The 17,522-nt window shown below is 39.0% G+C and carries 13 protein-coding genes; 11 read left to right on the forward strand and 2 right to left on the reverse strand.

Going from position 1 to position 17,522, the window contains the following annotated elements:
* The first annotated feature begins 171 nt into the window (after positions 1–171).
* Positions 172–1,353: an AIR synthase related protein gene (locus ASF92_RS09580; RefSeq protein WP_056091592.1), complete on the forward strand. Its 1,182-nt coding sequence runs from the start codon at positions 172–174 to the stop codon at positions 1,351–1,353.
* Positions 1,354–1,467: 114 nt separating this feature from the next.
* On the opposite strand, the gene ASF92_RS09585 is transcribed toward ASF92_RS09580, so the two are convergent.
* Positions 1,468–1,752, reverse strand: a complete 285-nt coding sequence (locus tag ASF92_RS09585) for a hypothetical protein (RefSeq protein ID WP_056091595.1) — start codon at positions 1,750–1,752, stop codon at positions 1,468–1,470.
* A gap of 132 nt (positions 1,753–1,884) precedes the next feature.
* Positions 1,885–5,283 (reverse strand): TonB-dependent receptor, encoded by a 3,399-nt coding sequence (locus ASF92_RS09590; protein ID WP_056091598.1) that lies wholly within the window; start codon positions 5,281–5,283, stop codon positions 1,885–1,887.
* A 686-nt stretch (positions 5,284–5,969) separates the two neighbouring features.
* Here ASF92_RS09590 and lpdA point away from each other — a divergent pair.
* The 10 genes from lpdA (at position 5,970) to ASF92_RS09640 (ending at position 17,397) form a co-directional block, all read left to right on the forward strand.
* A complete protein-coding gene (lpdA, locus tag ASF92_RS09595; RefSeq protein ID WP_056091600.1) occupies positions 5,970–7,358 on the forward strand; it encodes a dihydrolipoyl dehydrogenase in 1,389 nt (462 codons plus the stop codon).
* Positions 7,359–7,538: 180 nt separating this feature from the next.
* Entirely contained in the window at positions 7,539–8,378 is an 840-nt protein-coding gene (locus ASF92_RS09600; protein ID WP_056091604.1) for an MBL fold metallo-hydrolase, read from the forward strand.
* Positions 8,379–8,939, forward strand: coding sequence for a GNAT family N-acetyltransferase (locus ASF92_RS09605; protein ID WP_056091607.1), 561 nt, complete (start codon positions 8,379–8,381; stop codon positions 8,937–8,939). It abuts the gene before it with no gap.
* 79 nt (positions 8,940–9,018) lie between these two features.
* Positions 9,019–9,378 carry a hypothetical protein gene (locus ASF92_RS09610; protein ID WP_056091610.1) on the forward strand — a complete coding sequence of 120 codons (360 nt, stop codon included), beginning with the start codon at positions 9,019–9,021 and terminating at the stop codon, positions 9,376–9,378.
* Between the two features lie 450 nt (positions 9,379–9,828).
* A complete protein-coding gene (locus ASF92_RS09615) occupies positions 9,829–10,356 on the forward strand; it encodes a ferritin (RefSeq protein ID WP_056091612.1) in 528 nt (175 codons plus the stop codon).
* 1,144 nt (positions 10,357–11,500) lie between these two features.
* On the forward strand, positions 11,501–12,949 hold the full coding sequence (locus ASF92_RS09620) for a circularly permuted type 2 ATP-grasp protein (RefSeq protein WP_056091614.1): 1,449 nt from the start codon (positions 11,501–11,503) through the stop codon (positions 12,947–12,949).
* A gap of 9 nt (positions 12,950–12,958) precedes the next feature.
* Positions 12,959–13,894, forward strand: coding sequence for an alpha-E domain-containing protein (locus tag ASF92_RS09625; protein WP_056091616.1), 936 nt, complete (start codon positions 12,959–12,961; stop codon positions 13,892–13,894).
* 53 nt (positions 13,895–13,947) lie between these two features.
* A complete protein-coding gene (locus ASF92_RS09630; RefSeq protein WP_056091619.1) occupies positions 13,948–14,928 on the forward strand; it encodes a transglutaminase family protein in 981 nt (326 codons plus the stop codon).
* A gap of 448 nt (positions 14,929–15,376) precedes the next feature.
* The gene (asnS, locus tag ASF92_RS09635) at positions 15,377–16,825 is read left to right on the forward strand and encodes an asparagine--tRNA ligase (RefSeq protein ID WP_056091622.1); all 1,449 of its coding nucleotides are present in this window, start codon (positions 15,377–15,379) and stop codon (positions 16,823–16,825) included.
* A 338-nt stretch (positions 16,826–17,163) separates the two neighbouring features.
* The gene (locus tag ASF92_RS09640) at positions 17,164–17,397 is read left to right on the forward strand and encodes a hypothetical protein (protein ID WP_157263808.1); all 234 of its coding nucleotides are present in this window, start codon (positions 17,164–17,166) and stop codon (positions 17,395–17,397) included.
* Positions 17,398–17,522: the final 125 nt, after the last annotated feature.

Raw genomic sequence — 17,522 nt, forward strand, 5'->3', positions numbered from 1 at the left:
CATTCATCCAGATATGTTCTTAGGTTTCTTAGGTGGTAAAATGAACAGGGTTTTCGGCATTTAAGGATTTTAAGATATTATTCTTTGCTCATTGTTCCTTTGTCTTTCATCCCGCAAAAACATCTTAATCGGTCTTCGGACTCCGGAATTTTCCGTTATCTTTGCGCCAACATGAGTGATAACAGGTACAATCAACGCGGCGTTTCGGCCTCAAAAGAAGATGTGCACAACGCCATCAAAAACATCGACAAAGGAATTTTCCCTAAAGCATTCTGTAAAATCATACCCGACGTATTAGGCGGCGATGAAAGCTATTGCAACATTATGCACGCCGATGGTGCTGGTACCAAATCATCATTAGCTTATGTTTACTGGAAAGAAACCGGCGACATGTCTGTTTGGAAAGGCATTGCTCAGGACGCGATTATCATGAATATCGATGATTTAATCTGTGTCGGCGCAACAGATAATATTCTTTTATCCTCCACCATAGGCCGCAATAAAAATTTAATTCCGGGTGAAGTCATCGCCGCTGTTATCAACGGCACGGAAGAAATTTTAGCCGATTTACGCGAACAAGGCATTTCCATCTACTCTACAGGAGGTGAAACTGCAGATGTTGGCGACCTGGTGAGAACCGTTATAGTCGATTCTACCGTTACCTGCCGATTAAAACGTTCAGACATCATCAGTAATGATAACATTAAACCAGGTAACGTTGTGGTTGGTCTGGCTTCTTACGGGCAAGCAACTTACGAAACAGAGTACAATGGAGGGATGGGTTCCAATGGACTTACCTCTGCCCGTCATGATGTTTTTAATAAAACAGTAGCCAATGCTTATCCCGAAGGATTCGATCCGGCAGTTCCTTTTGATTTGGTATTCTCGGGCAATAAAAACCTGACAGATGAAATCGACATCGATGGCTTCGGAAAAATGACTGCCGGCAAACTGGTCTTATCGCCTACGCGCACCTACGCACCGGTGATAAAGAAAATACTGGAAAACCACCGCAGCCAGATTGATGGTATTGTGCATTGCAGTGGTGGCGCACAAACAAAGGTATTGCATTTCGTTAATGACGACATCCATGTAATTAAAGATAACCTTTTTCCAATCCCTCCTCTGTTTAAACTGATACAGGAAGAATCAGGAACGGACTGGAAAGAAATGTACAAGGTTTTCAATATGGGCCATAGGATGGAACTTTACGTGCCTGAAGAAATCGCGCAAAGCATCATTGAAATTTCGAAAAGTTTCAACATCGATGCGCAGATCATCGGCCATGTAGAAAAAGGTGCTCAGAAACAGGTAACAATTGAAAGTGAAAAAGGAACTTTCGTTTATAATTAAAGCAGAATATTATAATATTTAAAGCCTTAGATTCGCAGATTTAAATGAATAATGTGCGAATCTGAGGCTTGATAAATACTGTAGTGTGCTACTGAGTAGATCGGCATTTATCATTTATTCCCTTTCTATAAATTTATGAAAGGTGCTTTCTTCCCCGTCGGCCTTTTTGTCCTGATATAGGAAATCCAGCTTATTGTCGTCAAACACCTTAAAAAAATTGTCCCAGTCTGTTTCTTTTAAGTCAGACTTGCTGTCGCTATGTTCAGGGAAATGAATTCTTAAAATTCCGCCGCCTTTTTTTCCGTTTTCGGTATCCTCAACCAATGCAGGTACACCGCCGTGTTTTTCTGCCCATGCTTTTATAGTTGCATGTTCATGAGTTTGCTTTGAACTGCTCATAGAATATATAATAAGTTTCTAATAGATAGACTAATTATATAATCGTTCAGGATAAAAAATGTTTTGAAAAAATTAAACACAAAAAAAGTCCCGATTTACATCGGGACTTTCTGTTATAGTTGTAGTTATATACTAGTTAAAGATATAGCGTACACCAAATTGCATGTAGTAAGTAGAAGATATTGTTTGAGACGTACCGAAGGTATTTCTTACGATATCACCCTGAGCCGCCCCAAGAATGAATGTAGGTTTCGTAGTTTCATTAACTAACGCAGCATTTTGAGGAACCAAAATTGATGTGTTATTTACGAAGTTAACATTACCCCATTTACGGTTTAATAAGTTACCTACGTTAAAAATGTCGGCAGTAAATTCAAAACTGTTTTTTGACTTACCTAAGTTTCTGAATACTTGTTGAGTAATTCTTAAATCGAATTGGTTTCTCCAAGGCGACGTTGCTGCGTTACGTTTCGCGTATTCACCTCTATGTTGACTTAAGTAAGGATCTTGAGCAATATAGGCTTCAAATATCTCAGTCTGCTCAGCAGCTGTATAAGATCTTGGATAGGCTCTTGTAACAGTGGCTGTACTTACCTGGTTTGCAGGAATTGCAACGAAATTCATTTCTGAAGTATTACGAGGAATGTAAATTAAATCATTTCCGTTAACACCATCCCTGTTGTAATCGGCACCATAAACATAAGAGTATCTTCCTTGCTGAGAACCCTCATAAAACAATGAGATTGACGTAGCAAGGTTTTTCAAATATTCTTTTCTATATGAAATGTTAGCGATGATGCGATCTGGATTCAAGTTTTGAGAATAACTTAAAGTTGGAACGTTTGGATTAGTAGAGGTAGCTGGAATCGACCATAAGTTACCCAACTGATCACCTGCGCCATCACCATAATTACGTTGGTCTGAACGTGTATAAGCTAGCATTGCTGAAATACCATTGCTGAACTGCTTCGTCAATTGGCCAGTAATTTGCCAGTTGTAACCACCTTTTGCGTTAGTCATTTCAGTAACGTTTAAGGCAGAAGTACCGTTAGTTGCTGGAATACCAGCACTATTAATATCTACTTCTTGTCTTCCGGCAATTGAGTTTGGATATAATGGTCTGTTATCAGGGAAGCCGGCAATAGTAACATTCGTAGGGTTTACTAAGTTAATGTTTTTAGCTACTGCAACATTTAAATCCTTACCATAAATACCTTCAATAGTGGCAACAATTCCTAAAGGTAACTTAACATCGAAAGCTAAACTTGATTTCCAGGTTTGAGGGAATTTCAAGTCGGGAGACATTACACTAATTGTACCCGGAATACTTGTACCAGCAGCGGGCTTAGTAGCCGTAAGCAAGTTAGGTGCAATACTCGGATTAAATGAAGGAACAGCACCGCCGTTTAAACTTGAATAAGTTTGTAAATATTGTAGTAAACCTGCATCACTAGATTGAGAAACAATCCATACAAATGGAACACGGCCGGTAAAAATACCTGAACCTCCGCGAACTTGAAGTGAACGATCTCCATTTACATCCCAGTTAAAACCAAAGCGTGGAGAATATGAAATTCTGTTCTCCGGTAAAACACCTGTATCAACTTTTCTTCCATTAGCGAAAGTCTGAGCAGCTACTAGCGGATGTGTTATAATTCCAGGAGAGTTCGGATAGGTTGCTTGTTCGAAACGAATACCTGCGGTTAATTTTAAACGATCAGTTACAGTAAACTCATCCTGTAAATATGCTGAATATTGAGCAAACTTAAAGCTTGGGAATGCTTGTGAACCATCAGCTGTTAGTGGATAGGTTACTGAATATTGTAAGGGTTTAGCGCCGTTTTTAAAGTCATCCCATGATTTGAAGGAATAAAAACCGGTTCCAAAACGCTGAAAACCATTTGTAGTGGTACTGAATTCGGCCTGTAATCCTAAGGTAATGTTATGCTTGCCTAGTGCCAAACTTAAATCGTCACTATAGGTATAACCTTTAACATCTCTTAAGTTTCCAAAAGTAAAGGGCTCATAACCAAATGTAGTTAATACATTACCAGCATTTGCAGAAGTTGCAGTCTGCGTGCCATCTAATATATCGACTAAAGGAAAAGGAGCACTATCTGAGTTTCTCGGATCATTCTGGTGTGAGTAAGTAACGCGAGCCACGTTAGTAAGCTTACTACCGAAGCTTGAGTTTAACTCGGCTACTGCTGAGTATAAATTCGCTGCCTGGTAATAGTTTGAATTAAAGAACGGTAAACCAGCATTATTGGCTGTGCCCGATCTTGCATTGTTATAGGCTAAAACACCAGTAACACCAGAGTTGGTAACGGAAGTACTTGCAGATGAAGGCGTTTGACTCTCTACCTGATTATAACGAACACTGAAACGGTGATCTTTGGAAATATTCCAATCCAAACGAGCAAACATTTTTTCGTTGTCACTCACATTTGAATACCCCTGATAAGGACCGGTTTGATAACCATAAGTGTTCAATAAATAAGATGATACCTCGTTTAAGAAAGATGCTGAAGCCTGAACAACTGTGTTAGGACTGCCGGGTGCACCATAAGGTAATCCAGGAGTAGAAGCTATCCTTGTTGTTCCAGGTTGAATGGTGTGTTTTTTCTCGTAGTTAACAAAGAAGAATAATTTATCCTTAATAATTGGGCCACCTAAACTGAAACCGTAGTTTTTCTCATCAAGTTTTTGAACGGCTGCATCAGGAATTCTGTAGGTCTCACCTATTCTCTTTCCTTGATTTTCTTCACCACGCATGGTATAAAAAGCACTTCCCTGGAAACTATTTGTACCGGAACGGGTTACAGCAGAAACCGAACCGCCTGTAAATCCAGTTTGACGAACGTCATATGGTGTTACATTGATTGAGATTTGTTCTAATGCATCAATTGAAATTGGAGAACCACCTGCCGGAATATTTTGACCAATACCAAACTGGTTGTTAAAATTGGCACCATCTACAGTGAAGTTATTTGAACGGTAATTACCACCACCAATAGCAGTACCATTAGCCTGAGGCGTTAAACGGGTTAAATCATTCACACTACGGGTAATGGTTGGCAAACTTTGAATCTGCGCTTTGCTGATTACTGTCGAAGTACCATTCTTATTTGAATTCAAAATTGAATTCGTACCCTGACCAACAATTCTAACCTCTGATAAAGTTGAGGCATTATCAACCAGTGTCGTATTTGCAACGAAAGGTTCGCCTAATTTCAGGTAAACTTCAGTTAATGTTGCAGGCTTATAACCTACGAAACTAATTTCAATCGTATAAGGACCGCCAACACGCATACCACCAATGGTAAAACGCCCGTCGTTATTTGTAGATACCGTGTAAACAGTACCTGTGGGCGTATGCGTTGCTTTAATGCTAGCACCAGGCAAGGTGCCTTTGTCATCCTTAATTGTTCCTGTCATTGATGATGTAGTCACCTGTGCATTTGCACCGATAGTAATGCCTACAAACGCAACAATAACCAGTACTAATCTTAATAGTAAAGATTTCTTCATACTTTGTTTTTTAAATGTTCTGTTGTGAATAATAATCTAATTAGAGAATAATGCCGCAAATGTACCCAATAAAATTTAACACATTTTAACATTCAATGTTAAATAATTATTAAGTCCGTCAAAACTTTTCAACATTTAACACATATAGCAACCTTTATAACTTTCACTTTATCAATACTTTGACAGTAATCCTAAATTTTTAATAAAGAAATAAGAAGTTAATTACAATTTAGACAATAAACTTGTTTGGATATTGGCATTTCGCTAATAATAACTACCCACATTAAGCCTTTTATAAAAAAATCCACTATAGATTGACAGTCATCACAAGTTTTTCAATAATCCCTAAGAAAATTAGACACAATAATATTGATTCACCTCAGTGAATTTACTAGCCCAATATTCACCCATTGTAAATTTTACCTCCTATCTCAATATTCACCTAGTCAATTAACATTTTTTTTTTAGTTTTGAACGATTGTTGAGGATGAAGATCCTTTGAATTCTGCAATGTGGTTAGTAATTATAAGCACGAGATTAATCTGCCCGTCAGAGACTCCTTCCTCAGAAGGTTGCATAATAAAACTTTAAGTACTAAATCTCTTTAAACAGATAGGAACTATTATAATTAATGTATTGAATTAATTAGCCCCTTCTTAGAGATAAAAAATAAAAAGAAAAAACAGATGAATTACGATGTTATTGTTTTAGGCAGCGGCCCCGGTGGTTATGTAGCTGCAATCAGAGCTTCACAATTGGGAATGAAAGTTGCAATTGTTGAGCGTGAATCATTAGGTGGTATTTGTTTGAACTGGGGTTGTATTCCAACAAAAGCACTTTTAAAAAGCGCCCAGGTTTTTGAATACATTAACCATGCGGCTGATTATGGCATTACAACTTCTGGCGCAACGGCTGATTTTGCTGCTGTTGTTAAACGCAGCCGTGGTGTTGCCGATGGAATGAGTAAAGGCGTTCAATTTTTAATGAAGAAAAATAAAATTGATGTCGTGATGGGTACTGGTAAGATTAAGCCAGGCAACAAGCTAGACGTTAAAGGCGCTGATGGTTCGCAAAAAGAACTTACCGCCAAAAACATCATCATTGCTACAGGTGCACGCTCAAGAGAATTGCCTAATTTAAAACAGGATGGTAAAAAAATAATCGGCTATCGTCAGGCAATGGTACTTCCTGAACGACCAAAAAGTATGGTTGTTGTAGGCTCTGGCGCCATTGGTGTTGAATTTGCTTATTTCTACGCCACCATGGGTACTAAGGTAACCATCGTAGAATTTATGGAAAACGTGGTTCCTGTTGAAGATGAAGACGTATCTAAACAATTGCTAAGAAGCTTAAAGAAAGTTGGCATCGATGTTATGACTTCGGCTTCGGTTGAGTCGGTCGACACCAGTGGTGCGGGTTGTAAAGTTTCGGTTAAAACAGCTTCAGGCATGCAAACCATCGAAGCAGATATCGTTCTTTCGGCTGCAGGTATTGTTGCAAATATTGAGAATATCGGCCTTGAAGAAACCGGCATTAAAACCGAAAAAGGAAAAATTGTTACTGACGAGTTTTATAATACATCAGTAAAAGGTTATTATGCAATTGGCGATGTTGTTGGCGGACAAGCTTTAGCACATGTTGCTTCTGCGGAAGGTATCATCTGCGTGGAGAAAATTGCAGGTCAACATGTTGAGCCTTTAGATTATAACAACATTCCCGGATGTACCTATTGCACACCTGAAATTGCATCTGTAGGTTACACCGAAAAAGCAGCAAAAGCAGCAGGTTACGAATTGAAAATTGGTAAATTCCCATTCTCTGCTTCAGGTAAAGCAAGTGCTGCCGGTGCAAAAGATGGCTTCGTAAAATTAATTTTCGATGCAAAATACGGCGAATTGTTAGGCGCTCACATGATTGGCACTAATGTTACGGAAATGATTGCTGAAATCGTTGTTGCCCGTAAACTGGAAACAACAGGTCATGAAATGATTAAATCAGTACATCCACACCCAACCATGAGCGAAGCCATAATGGAGGCTGCCGCTGATGCTTACGGGGAAGTGATACACTTATAAGGTTTCAAGGTAAAAGACTAAAGCTGAAAGCATTAGAATTAATTCTGAAACTTAAATATCATTGTAGAAACCCTTTAGTTAGTTCTAAAGGGTTTTCTTATTTTTAACCAATTCAATCCCGACACTTAATTCTTGCTACTTTATACTTGATACTTTATACTAAATACTAGATACTAAAAAATGAAACTCCATACCATAAACACAGGCTTATTTAAACTCGATGGTGGTGCGATGTTCGGCGTTGTACCTAAAGCCATCTGGCAAAAAACAAATCCCGCTGATTCAAATAACCTTTGCACCTGGGCTATGCGCTGCCTTTTAATTGAAGATGGTGACAAACTTACTTTAGTAGATACGGGAATCGGAAACAAGCAGGATGAGAAATTTTTCAGTCACTATTATTTGCACGGAGACGATAGTATGGAGAAATCGCTGGCTACGCTGGGTTTTTCTATGGATGAAGTAACGGACGTGTTCCTTACACACCTACATTTCGACCACGTGGGTGGTGCAGTGGTAAGGGATAATGAAACGCTGCTGCCTGCTTTCAAAAATGCAACTTACTGGAGCAATGAAAAACACTGGCAATGGGCTGTAGAACCGAACGCCAGAGAGAAAGCTTCTTTCTTAAAGGAAAACATCCTTCCGATAATGGAAAGCGGTCAGCTCAGGTTCGTAGAAGAAAAGGAAGGTATTGAATGGCAAAAGGGAATTAACATCAGTTTTGCCTATGGACATACAGATGCCATGATGCTCCCAAAAATAAGCTACAGGGGCAAAACAATTGTTTACATGGCTGATTTGCTACCTTCTGTCGGGCACTTGCCCCTGCCATACGTTATGGCTTACGATATGTTCCCATTAAAAACGTTGACAGAAAAACAGGCTTTTCTGGAAGAAGCCGTAAACAACAATTACATTTTATATTTAGAACACGATCCCATTAACGAATGCTGTACGCTGCAAAGAACCGAAAAAGGCATTCGGGTTGCAGAAACATTCAATTTGAGCGAAATTTAAATGATTCGTAAAGCAAAACCTGAAGATGCCGAAGCTGTTGCACCCTTAATTATCCAGGCCATGGGTGAGTTGGCTAACAAATTCAGCAATACAACAGATGCAATAAAGACACTCGGGTTGTTTGAATATTTTTTCAGTCAGCAGAACAACCAGTACAGCTACGAAAACACTTTAGTATTCGAAGAAAACAACCAGATTTTAGGCACCCTTAATGCCTATGATGGTGGCAAGCTTGCTGAACTCAGAAAAAAATTTACTGAATATATTAGTTTGCATAGCGATGTAAAAGATTTTAATCCTGAAGAAGAAACCGAAGCAGGCGAATTTTACTTCGATACCATTAGTGTTGCTCCTTCAGCACAGGGAAAAGGAATTGGAAAGCAATTAATTGCTGCCGGAATAGCCTGGGCTGAAAAAACCGGACATAAAAATGTAGGCCTGCTTGTTGAAGTTGAAAATGAAAAGGCGTTTAAACTTTACCAAAGCAAAGGCTTTGAAATTCAAAACAAAAAGAAATTTATGGGCGGCTTGTACCTCCACATGACTTATCAAATCGCCTGAATATCATTTCAACATCAATTCGAAAATTAATTGCATTTTTATTTGTATTTAATCTAAATAATACCAATTTTTGTAGCGGATGGAAAAAGCATGTGTAGATATTAATGAACTGATTAACGTATTCTCAAATACCCAGGGTTCTATTTATCAATCCGATAAGCTTAATTGCTTTTATGTTGATTTCGGTGGAAAGTTTGCCCGTTACAATTGCATCTCTTTACAAAAATTAAAGAAAGTTGTTGAAGATATCGATATCGAAGATTTGCTGTTAAATACACACCGAGCTGATTTCGAATTGGTCACCTTTAACGGCTGCGAACACATCTATCTTTTAAGCGCTCTGGAAATAGTAGCTTTAAAAGATCTCCTTCAAGGTACCTTCACCATGTTTAAACTGAACCACCTGGTTAACGACTGCCTGAACAGACTGGTTTATTAGGTCATTGGTTCATTAGTTCATTAGTTCATTGGTCATTGGTCATTGGTAATTGGTAATTGCTTAATTGTTAATTGATCATTTGTTCATTATTCATTGATAATTGTTTAGTTGCTAATTGTATATTTTCCTATTCCCCATTCCCCATTTCCCGTTTCCTATTTACCAACTTCCATTCCCTATTTTCCGTTTCCTATTTACCAACTTCCATTTCCCTATTTCCCATTTCCTATTTCCCAACTTCCATTCCCCCTATTTCCTATTTCCCAACTTCCATTCCCCCTATTTCCCATTTCCATTCTCCCTATTCCCCGTTCCCCACTTATCCAAACCTTATTTAAACTGATTATAAATACTTACTTATCAGCAATTTAGACTAATTTCATATTGCAATTAAATTGTTTTAATGAACAAATTCGATTTACATTTGTATTGTTATTAAAGCACAGAAACATGAAAGATCTAATGCGTATCAAATGTTTAATATCTCAGGATATTGAAACACTTTTAAATCAGCAAATTAAAAAAGAAGCTCACTCTTCCTCACTATATTTATCAATGGCATCGTGGTGTAATCAAAACGGCTACGATTTTTCTGCAGACTACTTTACAAAACAATCTGAGGAAGAAAGAATGCACCAGTTAAAATTGTTCAAATACGTTTTAGATATGGGCGGAAATGCAATATCTCCGGAAATTATGGGTATTAAAGCAGACTTCTCTGGCTTCAGAGAGGTGTTTGAAGATGCCTTGGAAGCTGAAATTGCAATCACCCAAAGCTTTAAAAACATATATGCAAGATGCCAGAAAGAACAGGATTTCGTAACGATGGAATTTCTAAACTGGTTCCTTAAAGAGCAACGTGAAGAAGAATATAAAGCGAGACGTGCTTTAGAATTATTTGAGGTAATAGGCGAAGAAGGCACTGGCAGATGGGAAATCGATAAACACGTTAACAAAATTTCTTATTCTGAAGAGTAATAAATTAAAAAGAAAACTTAAAGCTACCTCGGGTAAAACCAAGGTAGCTTTTTTTTGTTCAAAGGTTTTTTCCGGATAATGACTAAAGCTTACTCAAATTCCAGTCGTCATTTCGACCGCAGTGGAGGAATCTTTGAAATAAAATCTAAATCGAAGATCTTTCCCTGCCTTCCGCGGACAGGCGTTTCGCTGCGCTCCAGTCGACAGGACGACGATCGAGAAAGGCAAGCTGTGGAATTTTGACTTCGTTCCGATGCCTTGGTTCGTAATTTCCTTCACTCCAGTCGTCATTTCAACCGGAGTGGAGAAATCTTTTAAGTCGTCAATTATAAAGATCTCTCCATTCCGCTGCGCTACAGTCGGGATGACGATAAAAACAAGTCGTCATATCGACCGCAGTGGAGGAATCTTTTAAGTCGTATATTATAAAGGTCTCTCCATTCCGCTGCGCTACAGTCGAGATGACGATATGTCTGATTCCAGCCGTCATTTCGACCGCAGTGGAGAAATCTTTTAAGTCGTCAATTATAAAGATCTCTCCATTCCGCTGCGCTACAGTCGAGATGACGATAAAAACAAGTCGTCATTTCGACCGGAGTGGAGAAATCTTTGAAATTAGGTTAACGAGTTCAAAGATTTCTCAATTGCGCTACGCTCCAAGCGATAGCTATCGGATCGAAAAGACGATTTGCCTAACGTCTCGGTTCGTGTCCTCACGAATCGAAATTATGTTACTTAATAAGTTCGTAAAGACACGGGCCTAGGCTTCGGGACATTACAATCTAATTAAACAAAAAAAGCTTCCTTAATACAAGAAAGCTTTTAGTTTAGTTTAGGTTGTTTGGTTTATGTTGATTATGAATATCCTCTTAAATTTTATAAAAAAAGCGCCGTTACCAGCGCTCTTTTTAAACCAAATATATAATAATAATTAACGAGCATTACAAATATACGAACATTATTGAATTCAACAACAAAATAATATTAAAATTTAAAATATTTTTAATAAAAAACATATAAACACTTATAAATCAGTTTGAAAATTGAACCATAACTATAAAAAATATACTAAATAATATTTTTTTATATAAAAACAGATACATTTTACTTCTAAAATCATACATTAAGGAAATATTTAAGTCAAATGGTAGAAAATTTTATTAAAAATTACTTAAATCATCCCAATACTTACGATGAAATGTTTTTAAATGGTGATAATTATCGAAATCATTATTCTAATTTCATCAACAACTTCTCAAAAGAGTCGCTAGACAACCTCAACAAAAAGGAAGAGCTTGCCAAAAAACTCTTTATGAGCCAGGGCATCACCTTTACAGTCTACGATAGCGGCGAAGGCATCGAGAAGATTTTTCCTTTTGATATCATCCCCCGCATCATCACTTCAACTGAATGGTCATTTATTGAGAAGGGAATTAAACAACGTTTAAAAGCTTTAAACCTATTCTTAAAAGATGTTTACAGCAACCAGTTCATCCTGAAAGATAAAATTGTTCCTATCAATGTTATATATTCCTGCCCGCATTTTCTTCGGGAGATGCATAATGTAACCGTGTTGCACGATATCTACATACACATTGCGGGCATCGATTTAATCCGCGACCACGACGGCACGTTTTATGTTCTGGAAGACAACCTGCGTACACCTTCCGGCGTAAGTTACATGCTCGAAAACAGGGAGATTACAAAAAGACTATTTCCCGACCTGATTCCGCAATGCGGCGTAAGAAGTGTAACAGAATACCCCGCAATATTATATAGGAATTTATTGGCGCTTTCACCTAGAGCTGTTTCTAACCCAACCATTGTGATGTTAAGTCCGGGAATGTATAATTCGGCTTACTATGAACACACCACGCTGGCGCGGTTAATGGGTGTAGAATTGGTTGAAGGCCGCGATCTGGTGGTTAAAAACCAGAAAGTCTTCATGAAAACAACTATCGGACTACAACAAATCGATGTCATTTATCGCCGTGTAGATGACGATTACCTGGATCCGCTCGTTTTTAATCCGAACAGTGTTCTGGGTGTTGCCGGTTTAATGGCTGCCTATCGGAAGGGCAATGTAGCCATTGTAAATGCCGTCGGAAATGGCGTGGCTGATGATAAGGCCGTTTACACCTACGTTCCTGACATGATTAAATATTACCTCAATGAAGAACCGATCTTAAAAAATGTACCGACTTACCAGTTAAGTAACCGCGATGAGCTTGACCATGTTTTCGAGAACATCAATAAAATGGTGATTAAAAAAACCAATGGCAGCGGCGGCTATGGCATGCTCATGGGGCATGCGGCCGAAGAAAAGGAAATAGAAGAATATAAACTGGAGATTTTAAAAGATCCAAGAAATTTTATCGCGCAGCCAACCATCAGCCTCTCTTCGGCGCCATGCTTTATCAATGGTAAACTTTCACCGAGAAGAATCGATTTGCGCCCCTTCGCACTGAACGGTCCGGATGGAATTTCAATTGTACCCGGAGGCTTAACAAGGGTTGCCTTAAAAGAAGGTTCGCTCGTGGTAAACAGTTCGCAAGGCGGCGGAAGTAAAGACACCTGGGTTTTAACGTCTTAAAATACAAATATGTTAAGTAGAGTAGCTTCAAGTCTATATTGGTTAAGCAGATATGTAGAACGCAGCGACGGCATGTTGCGTATGCTAAAAATAAATTACGCCTCATCACAAGATACGATTCAGGAATTTACCTGGAAACCGGTTATCCGGATTTTTTCTTCTGATGATGAAAACGAATTGCTGAACATCCAGCACGACAGCCGCGCCGTAATCGAGTATCTGTTATTAAACCGGGAGAATCCGAATTCCATTTTAAACATCATCACACTTGCCCGGGAGAACGCCAGAAGCGTTCAGGAACACATTCCGAAAGACTTATGGCAGTGTTTGAATGAATACTACCACACTGTAAAAGATGAAAAGCTACTGTGGTATGTGCAAAAAGACGATCCGATTACAGCACTCGACATCTTAATTAAACAGGTTATGCTTTACCATGGCACGGCAGACAGTACAATGGAACGTGGCGAAAGCCGCAGCTTCATGAAAATCGGCAAACACCTGGAGCGCAGCATTCAATCAATAGACATCTTAGACATCAAATTCAGTTCGATAAGTACCAACCCGGATTTACTGACGGATATCGCCTATTGGAAACACTTACTTTTATCATTAGGTGGTTATGAACTGTATTTAAAAACCTACCGCCAGGGTTTTGACGCTAAAAACATCATAGAACTGGTTATGCTAAACAACGACTTTCCACGTTCTGCACTCTATTCAATGCATAATATTGAAAGGTATTTCGGTAGATTGAAAAGCGAAAACAACATTGAACATTACAATAATTTGTCTTTTAAAATCGGCAGGCTAAGAAGCATGATAACTTACAGTTCCGTAAATACGATGGGAGAAGCACAATTACACGATTATTTAACGCAGATACGGGCCGAACTTTTCGGAATTGGAAACTCGTTGAATGAATATTATTTTGCAAACTCATAATCGTTAATCAACACCATTAGTCCAGATACAAATAGAATAAACGAAAAGCATTTATGCCAATCTTCAAAATTAAGCACATTACCAATTACAAATATGAATTGCCTGTTCGGGATAGTGCAAACCAGATCATTTTGTTCCCCATAAAGGATGATTTCCAAAAAGTGGTACAACACGATTTAAACATATCAGGCAGCCCTGAGATTGAAATATTTATTGATTATTACGGGAATGAAGTTGGCACCTTCACGCAGAATGAGCCACACAATCAATTAAAAATCTTCTCGAAAGTATGCGTGGAAACGTTCCCGAAACCGCTCCCGCAAGATGATATGTTCAGCAGTGAACAATGGAATAGCCTGGAAGCAATTAAATATGAAGTCCCTTATATTGATTATTTGCGCCAGGAAAGTTTCGATGGCATAAACCAATTAAAGGATACAGCTTTATCAATTAAAACTGAAGAAGATACACCTTATCAAACCGCGATAAAATATTGCGCCCAAGTATTTAATAATTTCGAATACATCAAAGGCATCACCGCAGTGGATACCACCATCGAAGAAATAATGAAACTAAAGGCAGGTGTTTGTCAGGATTTTGCCCATGTCTTAACCGCCATGCTGCGCTTAACAGGAATTCCCGCCCGTTATGTGAGCGGTTATATTTGTCCGAACAGGGATGGCATGCGTGGTGAGGGCGCAACACATGCCTGGGCCGAAGCTTATCTGCCGGAATATGGCTGGCTTGGTTTAGACCCAACCAACAACTGCATCGCCAATGAGAATCATGTTCGGCTGGCTGTCGGGAGAAATTTCACCGACTGCTCTCCCGTTAAAGGTGTTTATAAGGGCGGTTTTGAGCACATTATGGAAGTAAATGTTTCCGTAGGCTATAATGATGAAGATTTTAATGAGCACGAAAATTACTTTCAGCAGAAGGAGGTAAATTATTCAAAACCATCGGCAACGGTAACAGCGGCGAAAAAGCAAAACAGTTACCAGCAGTATATGGAGGCCATTCAACAACAACAATGATCAGGATTATAAGATTTTAGGATAAAGCAGGATGAAAGTGCCTAAGACCAGGATTATAGGATTTTAGGATTAGTGTGCTCGAAGCCAAGATTAAAGTCTTACAGAATAAATCAGGATTAGTAAGTTAAAGATAAACTCACTAATAAAACTTTCTGAAATCATCTGGCAGATAGGCACGATTATAAGCCATGCGGCAAATTGGCATCAAGCAATATAACAATACAACAATTAACCAATTCAAACATTTTAACTAATCGAACAATTTAAACAATTAAACAATTCCAACAATTAACCAATTCAAACATTTTAACTAATCGAACAATTTAAACAATTAACTAATTCCAACAGTTAACCCATCTAAACAATTAACCAATTCAAACATTTTAACCATTTCCTCCAGTTTAACCTCAATTTTTTTCATAAATTTGCGCCTTTTACAAACAAGAATATGATTAAGAGACAGCAAATTAAAGATTTATTAAAATCGACTGCATTTGGCACAGAAGTAACGGTTATGGGATGGGTTAGAACTTTTCGTAATAATCAGTTTATCGCTTTAAATGATGGAAGTTGCATGGGCAATATCCAGGTGGTTATCGATTTTAATAATTTACCAGATGAGCTGTTAAAAAGAATAACAACTGGTGCAGCCATTTCTGCTACAGGCCAATTAATCGAATCACTGGGAAAAGGACAATCCGTTGAAATCAAAGCGACATCAGTAGAAATCTTAGGTGACAGTGACCCTGAAAAATTTCCATTACAACCTAAAAAACACAGTTTAGAGTTCCTGCGTGAAATTGCACACCTGCGTTTCCGCACCAATACCTTCAATGCGGTTTTCAAGGTTCGTCATGCTTTAGCTTTCGCCATCCACCAATTTTACAATGAGCGTGGTTTTGTTTACATGCATACGCCTGTAATTACGGCCAGTGATGCCGAAGGCGCCGGTGAGATGTTTAAAGTAACGACTTTGGATTTCGATAACACGCCGCGTACTGAAGAAGGCAAAGTAGATTTTTCTCAGGATTTCTTTGCCCGTGCAACGAATCTAACCGTTTCAGGTCAGCTGGAAGGCGAATTGGCCGCAATGGCTTTCGGACAGATTTATACCTTCGGCCCGACCTTTCGTGCGGAAAACTCAAATACAACGCGTCACCTTGCCGAATTCTGGATGATTGAGCCAGAAGTTGCTTTCGCAGATCTGGAAGATAACATGCAGCTTGCAGAAGATATGATGAAGTATGTTATCAAATATGCTTTGGACAACTGCAAAGATGAACTTGAATTCTTAAATACCCGTTTGGCTGAAGAGGATAAACAAAAACCTCAAAACGAGCGCAGCGAATTTAGCTTACTGGAGAAACTGGATTTCTGCCTTGCAAATGAGTTCGAGCGCTTAACGTACACGGAAGCGATTAGAATTTTAAAATCTTCTAAACCCAATCAGAAAAAACAGTTTAAATACTTAATTGACGAATGGGGCGCAGATTTACAAAGTGAGCACGAACGTTATTTAGTGGAAAAACACTTTAAAAAACCGGTAATCTTAACGGATTACCCTGCAGATATTAAATCATTCTACATGCGCCAGAACGAACCGGATGCAGAGGGCAGACAAACCGTTGCAGCGATGGATATTTTATTCCCGGGCATCGGTGAAATGATTGGTGGTTCACAACGTGAGGAACGTTTAGACCGTTTAACAAAACGTATGGAGGACATGAATATCCCTCAGGATGAACTCTGGTGGTATTTAGATACCCGACGTTTTGGTTCCGCACCTCATGCAGGTTTTGGTTTAGGTTTCGAACGTTTGGTTCTATTTGTTACCGGTATGACCAACATTCGTGACGTAATTGCTTTCCCTCGGTTCCCTAAAAATGCGGAGTTTTAATCTAAGCTGAAAGCTGAAAGACTAAAGCTTATAGCGAAAATAGCACAAAGCATAAAAATCCGTTTGAATTAAATCAAACGGATTTTTTTTATACAAGGCCATGGTTCGTGTCCTCACGAACCAAAACAGCATTTCCGTTTCGTGGCGACACGAACCGAGGCCTTGGGGACACGAACCGAGGCAAGACTGAACGAAGGGAAAGAATAATTAAAATCTTAAAACCACCCCCAACCCCTCCTTGAAAATAAGGAGGGGAGTTCCCTCATCGTTTCAAAGCGCCCATTTACGAATGCTTTTTTCTACACCCCGCTATAGGCTCCTTGCTACTGGCCTAGGAGATGATGGAAGGAGAAATCGTTAAAGCTTTTGCAATCCTTTCAACCTACCACTATCCCGAGGCAGCACGCCCTTTCCGACCCTTCGTCGGAACTTGTGCTGACGAACAAAAAAGCTTTGACGAATTTATCCGACATCAGGTCCAAGCCTTGATTGTTTGTTTCTTTATCATCAAGGATAAAGAAAGAGCCCCCTCGGCGGCGGCGAGCCGAGGCAAGACCGAGCAAGGCGCATAACCTCCCCAAGCCAAGGTTCGTGTCCTCACGAACCAATAGTATAGTTCCGTTTCGTGAGGACACGAACCGAGGCTTTAGAAATGATGACCGGAGTCAACAATTGATTAGTTAACCTTTCGGTTGGT

This window comes from Pedobacter sp. Leaf176, from assembly GCF_001424305.1.
GTDB lineage: Bacteria > Bacteroidota > Bacteroidia > Sphingobacteriales > Sphingobacteriaceae > Pedobacter.

What these genes read in the sequence shown, in the direction of transcription:
- ASF92_RS09580 (WP_056091592.1), top strand. Translation starts at nt 172, where the DNA reads ATGAGTGATAACAGGTACAATCAACGCGGCGTTTCGGCCTCAAAAGAA.
- ASF92_RS09585 (WP_056091595.1), bottom strand. Translation starts at nt 1,752, where the DNA reads ATGAGCAGTTCAAAGCAAACTCATGAACATGCAACTATAAAAGCATGG.
- ASF92_RS09590 (WP_056091598.1), bottom strand. Translation starts at nt 5,283, where the DNA reads ATGAAGAAATCTTTACTATTAAGATTAGTACTGGTTATTGTTGCGTTT.
- lpdA (WP_056091600.1), top strand. Translation starts at nt 5,970, where the DNA reads ATGAATTACGATGTTATTGTTTTAGGCAGCGGCCCCGGTGGTTATGTA.
- ASF92_RS09600 (WP_056091604.1), top strand. Translation starts at nt 7,539, where the DNA reads ATGAAACTCCATACCATAAACACAGGCTTATTTAAACTCGATGGTGGT.
- ASF92_RS09605 (WP_056091607.1), top strand. Translation starts at nt 8,379, where the DNA reads ATGATTCGTAAAGCAAAACCTGAAGATGCCGAAGCTGTTGCACCCTTA.
- ASF92_RS09610 (WP_056091610.1), top strand. Translation starts at nt 9,019, where the DNA reads ATGGAAAAAGCATGTGTAGATATTAATGAACTGATTAACGTATTCTCA.
- ASF92_RS09615 (WP_056091612.1), top strand. Translation starts at nt 9,829, where the DNA reads ATGAAAGATCTAATGCGTATCAAATGTTTAATATCTCAGGATATTGAA.
- ASF92_RS09620 (WP_056091614.1), top strand. Translation starts at nt 11,501, where the DNA reads ATGGTAGAAAATTTTATTAAAAATTACTTAAATCATCCCAATACTTAC.
- ASF92_RS09625 (WP_056091616.1), top strand. Translation starts at nt 12,959, where the DNA reads ATGTTAAGTAGAGTAGCTTCAAGTCTATATTGGTTAAGCAGATATGTA.
- ASF92_RS09630 (WP_056091619.1), top strand. Translation starts at nt 13,948, where the DNA reads ATGCCAATCTTCAAAATTAAGCACATTACCAATTACAAATATGAATTG.
- asnS (WP_056091622.1), top strand. Translation starts at nt 15,377, where the DNA reads ATGATTAAGAGACAGCAAATTAAAGATTTATTAAAATCGACTGCATTT.
- ASF92_RS09640 (WP_157263808.1), top strand. Translation starts at nt 17,164, where the DNA reads ATGATGGAAGGAGAAATCGTTAAAGCTTTTGCAATCCTTTCAACCTAC.